The sequence below is a fragment of the Gottfriedia sp. NPDC056225 genome (assembly GCF_042267765.1).
Lineage (GTDB): Bacteria > Bacillota > Bacilli > Bacillales > Bacillaceae_G > Gottfriedia.
In genome coordinates, this window is record NZ_JBHJTJ010000008.1 from 1 (window position 1) to 19,830 (window position 19,830).

The following is a 19,830-nucleotide window of genomic DNA, read 5'->3' on the forward strand; positions in this document are numbered from 1 at the left end:
ACTGCAAGACTTTCAATATTTTGCGGATCATTTGTACTAGCACCCAATGATAAATTAATAACATCCATCCCATCAGCTACAGCCTTATCAATACCTCCTAACACATTTTCCGTTGTACCAGAACCAAATTTTCCTAATACACGGTATACATATAAATCCGCATCAGGTGCAACCCCAGTTACTGCGTAATCCGTATTATTTTTACCGCGTCCAGCAATAATACCTGATACATGTGTTCCATGCTCTGTATAGAAAGTTGAACCAGTAAGAGGATCCTTTTCTGCTAAACCGGATTTTTTCCAGTCATCATAAGTTGTTTCCATTGGATCTGCATCATTGTCAACAAAGTCCCAACCTTTTACTGAGCTGGGGCTAATTGTTTTTGGATCAACTCCAGTTTGAGCACGATATCCTTTATATGCATCCGTTAAATCTGGATGATTATAATCAATCCCAGTATCGATAACCCCAACTTTAACGCCTTTACCAGTGTATCCTTCTGCGTGTAATTTACTTACACCAGGGAATACTTCTGTTTCCATTTTCTTAGTCGTATCTTGAGAATCCCCAGCACTTTCAGTTGCATTTGGTGGCTCAACTTGAATCTTATTATTTGGCCAAACTGCTTTAACAACCTTTGAGTTTAATAGAGATTTAACTTTATTCGCTGGTAAGTCTATTGCTACACCGTTTAACGTATTTTTGTATGTACGTTTAATTTTATAAAGATTCTTATCTTCTTTTAAATCATCTTTAAAAATTGTTTGTAAATCCGTTTTAAATGTTTCTTGCGCATTGTCTGCCTTTTGCTCTGCATCGTCAAGAGATAGGCTATTGCCATCTGCAGCTTCCTCTAATACGGCTACTTTTGCAGGCTGCTCCTTAAATTCAACGATTACTGATAGATTTTTAGAACTTTGTAAATCGACTGAAGAAGGTAGCTGTAATCCTTCTTGACTAGTAACCTCTATTTTTTTTAAAGCTTCTCGTTGCTCAGGCGTTAACTTTGATAGCACTTCTTCAATTGAAGTTTGCGACGCAGCCTTTACAATCGACTGATGATGAGTTACTGGAAATGCATTGAATAATACACCAGTACTCAATGTTAAAACTGCTGTACTTTTAATTAAACGATTCAACTTGTTATATCCCCCATTCAAATATGTTTTCTGTTACTTTCTAATTATATTGAAAGTTTATAATTTTTAGATTTCAACATTTTTCACCAACGTTTCTTTATTTATCAACAGCTTTCGACAAGTTTTTCTATTCAATTCTTGTTTCATCATTCTAAATCGTTCCTTTTTGACTAAAAAAAAAGACTTCGGTTTATACCGAAGTCCATTAAACTAACTCATAAACTATTAATTTATATTTTAGTTAACACCTAATGCACTCTTAACAGTTTCAAGAGTTTGTGATTTGTATTTCTTCTTAGGTGTTGGTGCGTAGTTAATTGTTGGATTTTGCATTAAGTAGTTTTGTTCTACATATGCTAGATCTTTTTCATCTACTACACCATCATTGTTAATATCTGCATCACGTTTATTTGTTCCCCAATAAGTTTGTAAGTAAAGCGCGTCCATTACGTCAATGACATCGTCTTTGTTAACATCTCCAGCAATCGCCGTATTTAATTTCAAGTTAAGATGTTGATTCATCACTTTTCCATCTTCATCATGGAATCCGATTGTAAAGTCTTTGTGTTGTGTAAAATGCCCTGGAATATTTACTTCTAACTCATACTTATCATCCGTTAATGGTAAATTCGGCACTTGATAACGACCTCCAGCAGTCGTAACTCCTTCGAACACTTTACCGTTACCAGCTGTCGCTTTAACTTTTATCCCTAGTTTAGAATAATCAAACGAACCAAGTATACCTCCATCTGGAGCTAAGAACGGTTCTGCCAACAGATTACCATCCAGTAAAGAAGTAGTTGGTTGCATATAAGTAATAGATGGATTTCCAGATGGAACCGTTTTTGTCGTACCGCTATTGTCCGTAACTTTAACACTATATAAGTTTGTAGGGAAAATTACAGCACCCGCATTATAATCATTACTCATTTTAAATTCGATATCTGCAAGATTTAAATTGCCTGATAATGGGGCAACTCCATCTTTTGTTGTGACTGTTACTTTACCTTCATATGTAGTTCCAACCAACTTTGTATCTTCCACTTTTACATCCACTTTATCAACTACACTTGGGTTGGGTATTACATTCATCGTTGCAACAGCTTTATTATATTGGAATGTATAGACTACTTGTTTGACATCACTTGCATGATTTAATAGTAACGTAGCATTCGTTGTTTCGCCCATTTTTGCCGTGCGTTTTTCAGGGTTCATATAACCATACGTTACGTCATCACGCGTAACAAAAATATCTCTACCTTCTTTAAATGTTTTATTTGATGCCGCATCCATCGCATAAAACACAAGTTCCATCGGTTTTGTTGCATTTGTTGGAATTGTCGCTGTAAATGTACCGTCAGAATTTACAGGTACCGACACGGCCCTTCCACCGTTTAAATAGTCTGCATAATACACTGTTGTACTACCTTGATTAAAGTTCATGCCAAGTTTTTGCATTTCTTCCGTTTCTTTATCGTAAACTGAACCAGTTATTGTCACACTTGTTTGACCGTTTTTATATTCGACAACATCCGGACTGTTAATTGTCATTTTTGGCGCCGTATTATCAAAGTAGAACGGTGCTTCTTGCGTAAATGTTTTTCCAGCGTCATTTTTGCCAACTAACTTGATCTTATAATAACCTGGTTTTGCTAAATCAGAATCATACGCAAATGGATGCTCATCATCGCCAGTTGCTTTATAATAATATCCATTAAATACTCTCGCTGATAAAGCAACATTCTCCTTCATTCGCAGGCCATCTAACGTCCCTACATAGCCTAATTCTTCGCCTGTTTTCCCATCTTCTAAGATGACATCAATTGTGCTTAAGTTTGCTTTCAGACTAAATTGCGCGTTTGTATAAATTAATTGACCTGCATATGCTGAATCAAATACTTGCGTAAAGGCTTGTGGACTCATCGTTACTGGATTTATTCCTTCTTCCACCGTTTTAATTCCGAAAGGCACTTGGAATGTTTCTTCTGAATTATTATGATTTGTATACGTTACAAATCCTTCATAAATACCTAATTTTGCTGATTTTGGAACTGTAATTGCAACTGTTGATCTCTTTTTCGCGTTTGCCCCAACTTTAATCGATTTATCTGTCACGACCATAACGCCATTGTCGTCAGCATCTAATGAACCACGACGGCCTGCTTGATAGGAAACAGTCACATCATATGTTTTTGCTTGATTGCTATTGTTATAGATGTTCAGCGTGCGTTGTTCGCTAATATTTTTTCCTTCTGGAGCATGCGAACCAAATGAAAGTGCACCTGTTAAATCTTTTACCGTTGTTAAATTACCTTTTTTATCGTATGTTCCTTTAGTTTCATCCACTACTTCAATTCTTGTTTTTGAATGGATTGCTTCGTAAGGATCAACTTGGCCTGCACCAGATTCAAATACACTATAGTCACCATTTAGTGGATCTGCAGTATTCATTAATGTTTCTTTAATTTGTGCTGGTGTTAAGTTTGGATTTGCTTGTTTTAATAATGCTGCCACACCCGCTACGTTCGGTGTAGCCATTGATGTACCTGATAAATTCTCATAAGCATAGTCATATTTTCCAATTTGATCTGCTCCATGCATATAAGAAGGTACGGTTGAAAATACCGCAACACCTGGTGCTGTTACTTCAGGCTTAATATCATAATTAATACGAGAAGGCCCACGTGAACTGAATGCCGCTAACTTACTACCTTCATCCGTTACTTGTCCGATTTCATCAAATGAGAAGGTTGGATTAGCCGTACCAAGTTTTGCGACTAATGCTGCCCCTTGTTCATATGACATTGAGAATGCAGGAATAAATCCATAACCTTTACCTAAGTACGATGGAACAAACCCTTCGCCAGGTACGTTATCTATCAGAATAACTGCAGCTGCGCCATGCTTTTGAGCAATTGTAATTTTATCATTCAGTGATACTGATCCTCTATTTACTAATGCAATCTTTCCATTCACATCAATATTTTTATAATCAGAATCTGCACCTACACTTGGTACTAAAACGATTGGTAAATTTTTGCCTTTTAAGCTTGATACATTATCTTCAAAGCCTTTTCCAAATAATTTTAAATCAGCCGTAACATCTTCTGTTCCATGTAGTGTACCTTTTGATGTTTCAATCACAGTTTTCGTATCATTCGCACCAACTGTAATAGGCAATGCTGCTGCCCCTGGTGATCCTAACGTATCCATACCATCTCCTGCGTTACCTGCTGCTACAACAGCCGTTACACCTGAAAGGACTGCATTATTTAACGCAAGACTCTCAATATTTTCTGGATCATTAATGCTTGATCCAAGTGATAAATTGATGACGTCCATGCCGTCAGATATCGCTTTATCAATACCACCTAAAACAGCTTCAGTTGATCCCGATCCATATCTTCCTAGTACACGATAAACATATAAATCAGCCTCTGGTGCAACTCCAGTTACTGCGTAATCAGTATTATTTTTACCACGACCAGCAATAATTCCAGATACATGTGTTCCATGTTCTGTGTAGAATGCTTCACCAGTAAGTGGATCCTTTTCTGCTAAACCGGATTTTTTCCAGTCATCATATGTTGTTTCCATTGGGTCTGCGTCGTTGTCAACAAAATCCCAACCTTTTACTGAACTTGGACTAATAGTTTTTGGATCAACGCCAGGTTGCGCGCGATACCCTTTATATGCATCTGTTAAATCAGGGTGATTATAATCGATTCCTGTATCGATAACCCCTACTTTAACGCCTTTTCCTGTAAATCCTTCTGCATGTAATTTACTTACTCCAGGAAACACTTCTGTTTCCATTTTCGTAGTTGAACCTTGTGCACTTTCAGCTATTTTTTCTGGCTCAACTTTAATCACATTATTTGGCCAAACAGCTTTAACAACCTTAGAATTTAATAAAGACTTAACTTTATTCGCTGGTAAGTCAATCGCTACACCGTTTAACGTGTTTTTGTATGTTCGCTTAATTTTATAAAGATTCTTATTGTCTTTTAAATCGTCTTTATAAATTGTTTGTAAATCTGATTTAAATGTTTCTTGCGCATCATCTGCTTTTTGTTTTGCATCGGCTAGCGATTCACTATTGCCATTCACTGCTTCTTCTAAAACAGCTACTTTTGCTGGCTTGTCTTTCAATTCAACGATAACTGATAAATTTTTAGTACTGTTTAAATCGACTGAAGAAGGTAATTGTAAACCTTCTTGACTAGTAACCTCTATTTTCTTTAAAGCTTCACGTTGTTCTGACGTCATTTTTGAAAGCACTTCTTCAATAGTAGATTGTGCTGCAGCTTTTGCAATTGGCTGGTGTTGTGTGATTGGAAATGCATTAAATAAAACACCAGTACTTAAAGCCAAAACTGCAGTACTTTTGATTAAACGTTTCATCCTGTTATTCTCCCCCATTTTTTGTTTTTTCTTTCTATTTAGATTATACGGAAAGTTTACACTTTCGAAATTTTGACAAATTCCACAAAACTAAACATTCTATCGATAAATTTCGACAAAAAACGAGCGTGTTATTTAATATGTTCATTTAATTTATAATCTGTATCTTTCTTTCCTTCTAATTCTTTATTTTTCCTATGATTTCAGATCATACTTTTTAGGTTTTCTACTAAAACATTGAATAATTGGCGTTTTATGGTCAGAATAAATGTCGTTTAGTGCAAAAAAAATTAGCTTCCATACCATTTTTTTCCTTGTTATAATTAAGTTTTATACTATTAATTTGATGTAATTAAAATTCCCCAAAAATTGTTACTCATTTTTTTGTTATACTCAAATGAAAAACTCATTTTTTGGGAATCGTTTATCATATACATTTTTTAAAAATACTAATGAGTGATATCAATAAACTAATGCGCTATATATCAACCTAGCTTGAACAAAAATAAAACGGTAATCCAATAAAAGATTACCGTTTTTCCTAATACTTTCACTTTATTATTTTAAACTTAGTGTCTGTGGACAATATCTAACACTTCAACTTTGTATTTCGTACTTGATTTTAAATCATTGTCAAACTAAATCGACAATATATGGGTTACAATTCTATTTGGGCCTATTTGTTATACGGAACCATTACCAGTCGTACTATATTACTGAGTGATCCCATCCCACCAATAAAAATTTGAAATCTCATTGTAAGCAAAAATACTTTCATTTATAGACTCGTGGGCTATATCACTTTTGCTTTCTTGCCAAATGTTATGACTGTAATCAGATTTTTCAATCGTTTCGAAGTTACTATCATTTTTATTTGAATTCATAGTAGAATACGTTTTATTTTCTGAGTTTAAAAGCTTCATATATTTTTCTTCTAATTCTCTATTAAAAAATCTTCGGTAATTCCAGATTGCCAAGAGACATTTTCGAAATTTCTCACGATTCTCAGCATTTTTCAGTTTTAAAGCCAGTTTTAATAATTCTTCTATCCCTAAATGGGTATTATTTGTTTCACATTTTAATATTCCGATTGCATACCTATATTCTAAATAAAGATGTTGAATAAATAAATTAGAAGAGTTACTCATTGCTTCAATTTGATCTTGATGCTTTTCAATAAAGATTTCTGCATCTTTGAATCTCCCTAATTTTACATAGCATTCAATAATCCTTGGAATTCCAATAAAAAGGTCATCACGTTTAATTAACCAATTATAATAGAAATCAATTACTTCTAGGTTTCCAAAATCTATAAGTGCAACATATCGATTTCCAGCAGCAATTTCTGCATAATGATCATTTATTTTACTATATGTTTCAATTTTATTTAAAACATCTTCTAAATTACCACCTAATCTAGTTAATGCAAATGCTTGATACATTAAACTACGTCCCAAATAATCTTCATTTTTTGTGATTTTTTCTAATTTTTTAGCATAATGTAAAACCTCATTCCACTCCCTTAAGAAATAATAGGAAGCTGTAATCCATAAGATGGTTAATTCTTGAAATTTATCTGGCATATACGAAATATACTCTAATACATGAACCAAATGTGAATTCCCTTTGTTGGATGGAATGGTCATATAAAACTTTCTAAAATAACTTATCGCCACTTCTTCAGTTGCTGAATGTGGCATATATTTAATGACCATTTCATATAAAGGTAATGATTCTCTTTCTTTCCCATCTAAGAAAAGCTGTTCTGCAATCGAAAATAAATTTTGAAAGTATTTAGTCCGAATTGCTTTTGATTTTTCTTTTATCATAACTGATAAAATATAGGATAACTCCGATTTAAATCCATACTTAGCACATTGATAAATCAGTGAACTACTTCTTCTTTTATCTAAAAGATGTCTTTCATTAAAGCATAGGTTCAAATACATTTTATAAAATGCCCCTTTAGGAAGTTGGAAAGCTTCAGTTATGGCATCCAAATTATGTAAAGAAATATGTATTTTATTATTAAATATTTTACTGATATCGGTATAATGTATATCTGATTTTTTTGATAAGATTCTAAAGTTCCATTTATTTCTATTCAACAACTTGGTAAATTCATTAAGTAGAATATCATTCATTTTGGACCCCCATCCCTTTAAATGACGATTTATAACATATTAATAATAAGAGACCAAATCTTTAAGTGATTTGGTCTCTTATATTTGAAGGCGTATTATTATAGTTCAACTCGACTGTAAAACCATTTTGACCATAAGCATTTTATTTAATTTTTCGATCTAGCCCCATTTTTAAATAATTAGCTAGATTTTTCTTTTCAACCTATTACTAGTGATTTTTTTAATTGTGGAATTTCCCTAAAAGTTTTTCTTTATAAAACAAACATCCATCTCAAGTAGCAACAACAAATAGAAGACAATATTCTGTACTTTAGGAAATATAGATCACTATATAAATCTAGTATATTGAAGTAATATAAGCTATGGGGGTTTATGGGAGATCTAAAGACCTACAAAATAAAAGTTACAAATTAAGTTTTATCGTATTATAAGATAGAATTAGACCAAATACCCACAAAAACTTGCAATCTACATAAATAGATATACCCAAAAAATAAAAAATACATTTCATACATTTGGGGTTATTATTAAAATATTAAAGTATTAACTTAAGCGGAGGGATGAAAATGGTTGAAGGGAAAATTATCCAATTTTATAGACAACATAGAAATATTAATCAATCTGACTTAGGTGAAGGAATTTGTTCTGCGACTCACATAAGTAAAATTGAAAGAGGGCTTACTGAAGTTTCTGATCAAACAATTACTTTAATAGCTGACAGACTTAATATAAATATGGAAGATGAAATAAAAAAATTCATGAGTTTAGAAAGGTTACTAAATGATTGGTTTCAGTCCATTATTATGAAAATAGCTGTAAAAGCTGATCGTATAAAAGAACAATTAGAAGAAATTCCATTTATACATCTATCTAATTTCGTTCACCTTTATACACTTATACTGACTAAATATTATCTGTTAAATAATAATGAGAAATTAGCAAAAATAAACATTAAAAATATAGAACAAACTAAAGCTTTAAGTGAATTTGAAAAAAACTTACATCTTCATAATAAAGCAATCTTTCAACTCAAATTTAAAAATGATTACGTAGAGGCAATTTCACTACTTAAGCAAATAAACACAACTGAGTATGATAATAAAGAATTTTATTACGATCTAGCATCTGCCTATCATTACAAGAACTCTAGAGTGCTTGCTTTCTACTATGGCAATAAAGCATTACAATTTTTCACTGAAAGCCAATGTTTTTCTAGAATGATAGAGGCCGAAAACCTTATGCTCGTTCAGCTTGAAGAAACTGATAAGAGTAATACAAGTGATAAAGACTATTACCGTCTAATTGAACTGTCATCACAATACGGTCTAAATAACCAAATGAGTACTCTATATCATAATCTTGCATACCATCAACTACTTAATGATCAATATAAGGAAGCGAGTGTGTATTATAAAAAATCGATGCAATTGAAAGATAAGGACACAAAAAACTACTTGCTCTCTCTTGAAGGATATATTAATTCGATGACAAAAGGGAAACTAATACCAAACAAGGATTTACTTCCACTAGTTGAGAAGGGTTTACTTTTAGCAGAAAGAATTGAGTCACAAATGCACATCCATATTTTTAAGCTTCACCAATTTACACTACTAAACTTAGAAAACGAATATTTTCACTACTTAGAAACTGAAGCCTTACCATACTATTACAAAATTGGTATCACTGATGCAATCGAACATTATCAACTCAAATTATTCGACTATTACATGGAAAAACAAAATAGAATAAAAGCAGACGAATATGCAAAAAAATTACTAAACAAATTTCGTAATAATAATAGTAATCCATTTGTGTAATAAAATGTAAAAGAAAAAGGCCAAACCTTAAATCTTAGGTTTGAGCCTTTTCATTTGTATAATCCCAACTGGAAGCTAACTAGCTATCCCTTGAGGAGTCTTTATTTACTTGAGGTAATCCATACATATTCATTATTTATTTTGTCATAGAAGTATTAGAAGAGTAAAATAACAAGTATTATTTTCATCATTCCACAATGAATAAAATAAACGGTAACCCCTTATAGAGATTACCGTTTATTTAATTATTCTAAACCAAGTGCTTGTAAAACATCATCTAATGTTTTACCTTTTGATTTCTTAACTGCCTTAGGAGAATTATCATTCCATGGATTTTGCATCATATAGTTATTGATGACATATTGCATATCGTTTGCGTCAACAACGCCATCAAAGTTAATGTCTGCATCACGTTTATTTGTACCCCAATACGTTTGGATGAATAACGCATCATTTATATCAATGACATTATCTTTGTTTACGTCTCCACCAGGGATATAGTCATATTGAACAGGTTTAGATCCCGCTGTAACCTTCCCGTCCTCTTTTATTCCTACTGTAAAATCTTTCGAGAATGTAAAGTGGCCTGGCACGTCAATTTTTTGTGTAAACGTATCATCTGTTATAGGTAAATTCGTTGTAAATGTATTTGGGTATCCTAATCCAGTATTATATCCTAGCTGATTAGTTACACCATATTCTTTACCTTTGGAATCTTTGACACTAATTTTTGTACCTGCTTTAGTATAATCAAGTTTTTTCACTTCAGGTTCTAAACCACTAAACTTCATTAATCCTTCTACCTCAACAGATCCACGCATAATTGAATAATTCGGTGTAACGTAGAAATACGGTTGAATTCCTTGTGTCGTCACTGTACTATTATCCACATTTGTATAAACAGCACTAAAGAATCTACTTCCAGTTGAACTAGTGAAACTCATAGGACCTTTGTAGTATGCATCTTTGGCTTTAAAATTCAAGTCTACTAACGATACATCTCCAGCTATTCCTGTATTCGCAAGGTCTCCAGTCGCTGATGCAGTAATGGTCATTAACGTTTTACCGCCAGCTTGAGGCACACTTGTATATTGAACATCTAACTTACCTTTATATGCAGCAGTTGGTTGCACATTCACTACATCAAGAAACGCGCTTGGGTAACTGAAAGTAAACACAGCTTTCTTCACATTTGTTTTCACATTTTTTGTAGAGAATGTCACAGTCGTTGAGTCACCCATATTAATACGTTGTTTATCAGCGATTGCAGTTGTATAAGACGTTCCTTTTCTTACAAAGTATGCATCTACAAAACTACCATAGTTTCTAACAGATGATTTGCTATAATCTGAGAAGTCATATTCTGTAATGGCATTGACAATTGGACCAGATGTACTTAAAGGAATTTCCGCTTTGAAATTACCTTGAGCGTCTACTGGTATACTTGTTTCTGCAGAACTATTCGGATTATAATACGTAAAATTATTATCACCTTGAGAAGCAGTAATTCCAGCTGCCTTCATATCATCGATGTCTTTATCAAATACATTACCTGATACTGAAACTTTTGTGTCGGTTGAATTAGCCGTTTCGTAAATGCCACCAGGTTTCATATTATCCATTGTTACCTTTGGTTCTCTCTCTCCATAGTAGACCGATGTATCTGCTGTAAAGGTTTCCCCTTTATCGTTTGTTCCTACCATTCTAACTTTATATGCTCCTGGATCCGTTTGTTTTGAGTCATATGCAATCGGATTATCTGGGTTATCAGTTAAAGGATAATATCTTCCTTCATTTAGCACGCCTCGGAAATAATAATCCGTATTCTCATCTGCTCCCATTCCATCAGCTGAACCTAAGAAACCAATTTCTTTGTCTGTTTTTGGATCGACAAGGAAGAAATCAAAATGACGCATATGTGAATTTAATTTAAAGTTTGCCCCAATAGACCATCTAGTCGCATTACTTCCTGCTTCATACGCTATTGTATAAGCTGGTGGATTAGCTGTCACATATTCAATGCCTTCTTTTACAGTATGAATCGCAAATGGAATTTTATATGTTTCATCAGGGTTCTTTTGGTTTGTATAGACTACATACCCTTCGTAAGTTCCCAGCTTTGCAGTTTTTGGTACGTTAATTGTAGCATCCATATTTGCACTGCTATATTTTTTTACTTTTACAGATGATTTTACATCTAAAGTAACACCATTTGCTGCAGCATCTTGGTCTGCTCTAGAATCACTTGTAAAACGAGCATCCATTGTCTGGAACTGAACCTTTACATCATATGTTTTATCTACAGATGATTTATTAAATAAAGTGATTGAACGTTGATCAGCCAAGTCTTTACCTTCAACGGCTTGTTCACCAAAACTTAATGCACCAGTAATGTTTTTAATTTTTTTAATTCCCTTATCTGCCAAAGTTGTTATATTATTTGTTACATTTTTTACAGTTAAAGTCTTGTCGTTAACTTGGATTTCCGTTTGCGCATGGACAGCTTTATACGGATTTATACGCCCAGCCCCGACTTCGTACACACTATATTTATCAGACAAAGGATCTGCTGTGTTCATTAGTGTTGCTTTAACATCAGATGGAGTCATGTCAGGGTGTGCTTGCTTAACTAAAGCAGCTACCCCTACAGCATTTGGCGTTGCCATCGATGTTCCAGATAAGCGTTCGTAAGCATAATTATATTTTCCGATTTGATCTGCCCCGTGCATGTAAGATGGAACAGTAGAGAAAACAGATACACCAGGTGCTGTTACTTCAGGTTTAATATCATATAATACACGGGATGGACCACGTGAACTGAATGGCGCTAATTTATCACCTGTTGTGACTACTTGCTTCATATTACTAAATGTAAAGTCCATAGAAGCACCAGCAGTTTTCAATCCTCCTATTGGAGCAGCTAAAGCAGTTCCTTGTGCGTTACTAATTAAAAATGTCGGAATATAACCGTAACCTTCTCCAAGGTACACATCGCCATTTGGCACAGGTGAATCATATAATACAGCGCCGATTGCTCCATGTGCTTTCGCATTCGCTATGATTTGAGATAAACTAATGCTTCCTCGTTGAGCTAATACAACTTTTCCCTTTACATCAATTGGTGTAACAGTACCATCAGCATTTCTCGTCTGGTACGAAGCTTCAGTGCCATATAATACATTGACTAATTTCATAGTTTTACTATCAAAATCTGCTACGTTATCCGTTAAACCTTGAGCTGCTAGTTTTAAATCAGCTGGAACATTACCTGTTGGCGATTTTAATGTTCCTGTATAAGTCGGAATTGTCACAGATGTGTCACTAGCCCCAACTGTAATAGCTAAAGGAGAAGTACCTGGAGCCCCAAGCGAATACATCGTACTTCCAGAATTTCCGGCAGCAACAATCGCTGTCACACCTGCAAGTACAGCATTATTAACCGCAATCGTTGTAGGATATAATGGATCATTGTAATTTGCACCAAGAGACATGTTAATAATGTCCATTCCATCTGAAACAGCTTTATCAAGTCCTGCTAGAATAGCTGATGTATAACCAGATCCATATGGTCCTAATACACGATATGAATAAATATCTGCATCCGGTGCAACTCCTGTTACTGAAAGATCTCCATCATTTTTTCCTTGCCCAGCAATAATACCTGCAACGTGTGTTCCATGCTCAGTATAATAAGCTTCTCCACTTGTTGCTAACTCAGCCTGCCCAGACTTCTGCCAATCTGCATATGTTGTTTCCATTGGGTCATTGTCATTATCAACGAAATCGTATCCACCTTTAAAAGCACCTTTTAAATCTGGGTGGTTATAATCAATCCCAGTATCAAGAATACCGACTTTTACACCTTTACCTGTATAGCCCTCCTCATGAAGTTTTTCAACTCCAGGGAATGTCACCATCGTATGCGTTGCAGCTTGTGTTCCTGTAGTTGATGTTTCGCTGATCGATGGTGGCTCTACTTGAACTTGTAAATCACTATAGACAGATTGTACTGCACTTGATTTAAGTAGTTGTTTTATTTTGTTAGCCGGAATTGTCATTGCAACCCCATTAAATGCTTTTTTGTATGAGCGTCTAATTGTATATGGATTTTTCTTTTCTTTTAATTCACTGCTGAAAATTGTTTTTAAATCATTTTGGAACGCTTCATGTGAAGCGCTTACATTATCTTGTGCATCTTTTGCTGATAACGTTTCACCATTTGATGCTGCTTCTAATACAGCCGCCTGCTCAGGCTTGTCCTTAAACTCGACAATGACAGACGTAAGCTTATCACTTGTTTGATCGACTTCATTAGATAATTGAAGCCCTTCTTTATCACTTAATTTCAATTGCTTAATTGCCTCACGCTGCTGGGGTGTAAGATTTGCTAATACTTGTTCGACCTTTGAAGTTGCTTGTGCATGTACTTGTTGTGAAAAGGAACCTGGTGTCATTGTAGTACTTATAAGTCCTGTTGTTAATGCTAATGTTGTCACATTTCTAAACATACTCTTTTTCATCTACTAGCCTTCTTTCTTTTCTCAAGATAGATTCATTATACGGAGAGTTGCTCGTATTTAGATTTTGCAAATTTCAATCAATTCTAAATTTTTTACAAATTTCTGTTATTTACATGATTCACCTTAATATTTTGTAAAAAAAGAAATAAAGAGGTCGAAAAATTCTCCGACATCTCTTGTTGTATTTCCAAACACTATTTCAGGTGATTTTGCCTATCTTTCTACTATTTTTTTCTTGTATTTTCGACTTAAAATATTTTTGTTGTAATTGTAATTTCAAGCATATTTAACTGATTTACTAATAGTTAAATAATTCCATAAATTAAGAACTTATTATATAATTAAACAATAAATTAAAACTAAATTTTATTAACTTAACTAATAGTTAAGGAGAAAAAGTGAGATTATGCATATTGAACAATTAAGATATATTGTTGAAGTCGCCAAAACTAGCTCAATTGCTCGAGCTTCTGAAAACATGTGTGTAACACAACCAGCTGTTAGTCAATCCATTACTAACTTAGAAAAAGAAATAGGTTTTAAATTGTTTATTCGTTCACGACAAGGCGTTTCTCCTACTGTTGAGGGCAAACTAATTATTCAAAAGGCTTATGAGGTTTTGGCAAAATTAGATGAACTTCAAGATCAAGTAGATTTATACAACAATGTAATAGATGGACATGTCACATTATCTTCTGTACCAACTATGTTACCGATTGCATTAAAAGCTTTAAAATACTTTCAAAGAAAGTATCCAACCATACAAGTACAAGTTTTAGAGAATCTAGGACCCGGGGTATTTAAAGATATTCAGCATGGAAGGGCCGATATTGGTCTTCTAGCGGCAGACAACATGATAGGTGAACTAGAGCACATAACATTTGAACAGCTAGTTAATGGTAAAGTTCAAGTAATTGTAGGAAAAGAATCTCATCTGGCTAGTAAAGATGTTTTAACTGTAAAGGATATTCAGGATCAGAGCTTTGCGTTGTATAGTGGCCCACTCTATTCAAAGGGAATAGAATCTATTTTTTCTTCACCTATAAAAAGAGCAATTGTAACTGATAACTTCGAAACGATCCGCTTTGCTGTTGCTGAAAACTTAGCGATTGGACTTGTACTCGACTTTTATCTTGAAAAACATCCTGACTTAGATCAAGCAAGTATTGTTCCAATTAATTTAATTAATTTACCTCCTTTACCTTCTCTCCAACACGGTTATGCGATGCGAAAGAATAGCAAGCCTTCTTATGGTACTCGAAAACTGATCGGCTATTTACAAAATGAATTTCAAAAATTTAGTAAATCCGATTCATAGATTGATAGATATACTAAAAAAGGGCTACCGTCTTGTCAACGGTGCCCCTTTTTAGTATTTAATATCACAAGTGATTATTACTGTTTATTGAGGAAAATCTTCAAATGATAAGCCTAATTCTTTTAGGACATCTACCAATTTCTTTCCATTCTTCTCTTCTAACGGAGAAGGAGCATTTTTTGCATCTGGGTTTTGCATTAAATAGTTTACAACAATTAATTCCATGTCACGCTTATCTACTAATCCATCAAAATATATATCTGAGTTGCGGTCTGCTGAACCCCACGCTTTTTGTAATGCTAGAGCATCCTTGATGTCGATTACATCATCTTGATTTACATCTCCGCCAATCATATATCTAGTAAAATACTGTAAGCGTTGACCCCATACCTCATTGTTACGTAACACACCAATTGGTAAAGGTTGCGAAACAGAAAAATGTCCTGGAAGTTTGACACTCCATGTAAATAATTGATCAGAAAGTGGGAGATTTGTTAAATTATAATCTCCACTTCTAGAAAGAATAGAAGCAACATCATATTTTTTACCATTCGAGTCAATAAGTTGGGCTTTTACACCGGCTTTAGTCCAATCAAACCCTAGTGCCATACCCTCGGCACTTAAATAACCATACATTTCAGAAAAAGTAGGTTGAATAATCCAATCTGCACCTGCAGAAGAAAGTGTGTGTTGAGTTCCTATTTCATCAGTATAAGATGCTGTTACGTTCATTGTTGCACTAGCAGCAAAAATTGAATTTTTCACTTTAAATTTCACATTAATTGCGTCCGAAATATCAGATATTCCTTTTGTTGTATTTAAGTCCAGCTTAATTTTGGAAGTGTTCCCACTTGACTCTACAGTTACCTTCGCATTTTTATAAGATGAAAGGTTTTCATTAAGCTTCGCATTTACAAGTTCTAAATTGGATTCACTATTCGTAATAGTCCATTCTACTGAGCGCATATTTTTTACATTGTGTAGCGAAAGACTGGCATTTAATGCCTCACCCATCTTCACACCAACTTGACTACTCTTTATAAAGCTATATGGTGTTCCTTCTTTCACGAAGTAATAATTTTTCTTTATGCTCGGATTGTTTGCTGCGTCTGTCCCGTAAATATTTAATTTTGAGAATGGAACGCTTGCATTCATTGGAACAGTAAAATCAAGATTTCCATCTTCTCCGACTCGTATCGGCTCATTATAGTTTCCGTTTAAAGAAAAATTAAAAGCATTAATCGATTGATTGATTCCCATTCCTGCGTTTGTCATCTCATCAACTTCTTTGTCAGTAACCTTTACTTGTAGAGGGATCGTTGTTTGTCCTTCTTTGTATTCGATCACTGGCGATTCATTTGAATCAAAAGAAGTCGTCAGTGTAGGACCATTGTTATCAATGTATACTTCCTGATAATTAGTGAATGTTTGATCACGCTCAGTTGTACCAATTATCTTAATACGATAAAGTCCTGGTTTTGCATAGCTCACTTGTGTAGCGACAGGGTGATCTGCATCATCTGTAAAAGCATAATACGTCCCTTTAAATACATCATTAATTAAGTAGTTTACACCGTCATAATACGAGCTCACATCAACATATCCTAAAGCCCCGATTTCCTTACCTGTTTTTGCATCTTCTAATACAAGATCTAATTCTTTCATAGGTGCCTTAAAATTAACCAATAAGGATGTGCTTGAGTAACTTTGGTACACTCTTTTTACATGAAGGTATGGAGGTGAAATAGCATAGTCTAGTAGATTAACAGTGTTAAACCCATCCTCTAACAGACGGAAACTGAACGGAATACGGTACGATTCCTTGCTATTTTCTTGATTTGTTAAAATGAAATATCCTTCATATATTCCAGATTGCGCTTTGGCTGGTATACTGACTGAAATTGGGACTTGCTTTGATTTTAATCCTTGCACGGAGATAACCGGTGGCGCTGTTACTTTTATTTTATTTTGCACCGCGTCCAACGATCCATTTACTCCTTTTTGAAAATGAGTTGTTAATATAAATGTTTTCTTCTTATTATCTTGATTGTTTATTTTCACCTTTTTTTCTAACGTTTGTGCTTCTCCACCATAATGAGCACCAAGTGCAAGACCTCCAGTTTCCTCATGTAAAGTAACTCGTTCCCCATTAAACGGGATGTCTGTCTCATCTTGTACGCCAATTGTAGTATTCGTATGAATTGCACGATACGGATCTACACGCCCTGCTCCAACTTCAAAGACACTATATGTCCCATCTAAGGGCTTCGCTGTGTTCATTAAAATCGTTTTAATATCTTGCGGATCAAGCTGTGGATTTGCCTGTAATAGTAAAGCTGCTATCCCAGCTACGTGTGGAGAAGCCATGGAAGTACCAGATAAACGATCATAGGCAAATTGGTAATTGGAAGTATCATCAGGATTTGTTACATATGCTGGCACAGTCGACATTACACTAACTCCAGGCGCAGTAACTTCAGGTTTCATATCATAATTTTCACGAGTCGGTCCTCGAGAACTAAAACTAGCAAGCTTATCTCCATCTGTAAATGTTTCCTTATAGTTTTGGAATGTGAGCGTGTGTTTTCCAGCTGCTAATTGATCTTTCATAGCAAGTCCCTCTTCATAACTCATTGAAAAAGTAGGGATAAAACGCTGATCTTCTCTTACAAAATTAGATGGTCCTTCATTCGGCCTATTACTATATGCAATCACTACGCTAGCACCATATTTCTTGGCAAGTACTACTTTGGATTGTGTTCCGATTGTACCTGTATTAACAAAAGCAACTTTTCCTTTTACGTCTTTATTGGCGTAATCTGCCTCTAGTCCATCTCCTAGATCAACAATCTCTAAGCTCTTTCCATTCAATACGTTTAATTCGCTTGTAAAATCCTTATACAAATTGCTCAATGTATAATTAGTGTTAACTCCATTTAATTTTCCACTATATTTCACAACAGATATTGGAGAACTACTTGCTCCGACCGTTAAAGCTAGTGCTGCCGCTCCTGGACTACCAATTGTGTAGGCATTTGGACCACTATTACCAGCTGATACAACCGCTACTACACCACTAAGAACTGCATAATTTATTGCTGTACTTGTAGGAGAAAACGGATCATTGCTCTGTAAACCTAGCGACAAGTTCATTACATCCATACCATCTATAACAGCTTGATCAATACCTGCAATGATGTTTTCCTCAAACCCTGTTCCATATGGACCAAGAACACGGTACACATATAAATCTGCATCTGGTGCAATCCCTTCTACTTTTGGGCCGTTTAAATTCTGAGCCTGTGCGGCTATCGTACCAGAAACATGTGTCCCATGTTCTGTATAGTATGCTGATCCACTTTGATTGAACTGAGGTTGATTTGATTTTTTCCAATCGTTATATGTCGTCTCCATCGGGTCATTATCATTATCAACAAAATCATATCCACCTTTAAATGCAGGCTTCAAATCAGGATGATTATAATCAATACCTGTATCAATGACAGCTACTTTTACACCTTTTCCTGTGTACCCTTCATTGTGTAGCTTGTCTACACTGAGAAATGCTCCACTATCAAGAGATGCTTCCTTGCCTTGACCCTCTTCAGATTTAGTTGGAGGTTCAATTGTAACAGTAGCATTTTTATGTACAGCTTTAACTGCTTTAGATTGAAGCAGTTTCTTTACTTCGTTAGCAGGTAACGTCATCGCTACACCACTATATGCCTTTTTAAAACTTCTCATAATTTTATACGACTTTTTCCCACTTTTCGAATTAACAGCCGGTAAAAGTTTATTTACATCTTTTTGAAACGTACTATGATCCTGATCAACATTTTCTTTTGCTTGAGAAGTTGTAATCTTCTTTCCTTTCAATGCTGCCTTTAACACTGCTACTTTCTCTGGTTCTGAACGAAATTCGACAATTACAGAGATGTCTGCATTACTATTTAACTCACTTGCACTAAAACCTTCCAATCCATTACTTTGTGACATGTCTAACTGTTTAAGTGCCTCTCGTTGTTCAGTTGTCAATGATTCTAGCATTTTGTGTGTAGTACTTGATTCTGCAGAAACAATACTGTAATTACCTTGGAAAAGTGAGCATAACATTCCAACTGCCATAATATTAAGGAGTGGTTTCTTAAACCGTTTTCTAATTGCTTTCCTATCCATCAACTTCATCATCCATTCTAAATTAATTTTCTACTGAATTATTTCTGAACTGCTTCAATCTAATTAAATTGCACCCCCGTACTCTAAACCGCAGCATTTTTACAAAATTCAACAAATTACTTGAAGAATGAATTTATTATATATTCTAAAATTTCAGAAGAAAATTCACTTTGATTTATGTTCACTTAACGGAAACTTATATATACGATTATTTCAAAACAATGTGAAAGCGACTCTTATTATGAAAGAGTCGCTTTAGTGATGGGGATCTATTTATTCAATTTATAATTATTCTTTATTTCCATTTTAAGA

The 19,830-nt window shown here is 34.5% G+C and carries 7 protein-coding genes; 2 read left to right on the forward strand and 5 right to left on the reverse strand.

Going from position 1 to position 19,830, the window contains the following annotated elements:
* The 3 genes from ACFCYN_RS07760 to ACFCYN_RS07770 all read right to left on the reverse strand — a co-directional run.
* Positions 1–1,139 (reverse strand): S8 family serine peptidase (locus ACFCYN_RS07760; protein ID WP_375948553.1); only part of this gene is annotated, 1,139 nt, incomplete at its 3' end.
* 237 nt (positions 1,140–1,376) lie between these two features.
* Complete coding sequence (locus tag ACFCYN_RS07765) at positions 1,377–5,543, reverse strand: S8 family serine peptidase (RefSeq protein ID WP_375948555.1); 4,167 nt, start codon at positions 5,541–5,543, stop codon at positions 1,377–1,379.
* Between the two features lie 713 nt (positions 5,544–6,256).
* Entirely contained in the window at positions 6,257–7,687 is a 1,431-nt protein-coding gene (locus ACFCYN_RS07770) for a hypothetical protein (protein ID WP_375948557.1), read from the reverse strand.
* A gap of 566 nt (positions 7,688–8,253) precedes the next feature.
* On the opposite strand from ACFCYN_RS07770, the gene ACFCYN_RS07775 reads away from it, so the two are divergent.
* Positions 8,254–9,504, forward strand: coding sequence for a helix-turn-helix domain-containing protein (locus ACFCYN_RS07775; RefSeq protein WP_375948559.1), 1,251 nt, complete (start codon positions 8,254–8,256; stop codon positions 9,502–9,504).
* Between the two features lie 245 nt (positions 9,505–9,749).
* Here ACFCYN_RS07775 and ACFCYN_RS07780 read toward each other — a convergent pair whose 3' ends face one another.
* Positions 9,750–14,024 carry a S8 family serine peptidase gene (locus ACFCYN_RS07780; RefSeq protein ID WP_375948561.1) on the reverse strand — a complete coding sequence of 1,425 codons (4,275 nt, stop codon included), beginning with the start codon at positions 14,022–14,024 and terminating at the stop codon, positions 9,750–9,752.
* A gap of 406 nt (positions 14,025–14,430) precedes the next feature.
* Here ACFCYN_RS07780 and ACFCYN_RS07785 point away from each other — a divergent pair, with 406 nt between their 5' ends.
* The gene (locus ACFCYN_RS07785; protein ID WP_375948563.1) at positions 14,431–15,342 is read left to right on the forward strand and encodes a LysR family transcriptional regulator; all 912 of its coding nucleotides are present in this window, start codon (positions 14,431–14,433) and stop codon (positions 15,340–15,342) included.
* Between the two features lie 84 nt (positions 15,343–15,426).
* On the opposite strand, the gene ACFCYN_RS07790 is transcribed toward ACFCYN_RS07785, so the two are convergent.
* Positions 15,427–19,518, reverse strand: coding sequence for a S8 family serine peptidase (locus ACFCYN_RS07790; protein WP_375948565.1), 4,092 nt, complete (start codon positions 19,516–19,518; stop codon positions 15,427–15,429).
* Positions 19,519–19,830: the final 312 nt, after the last annotated feature.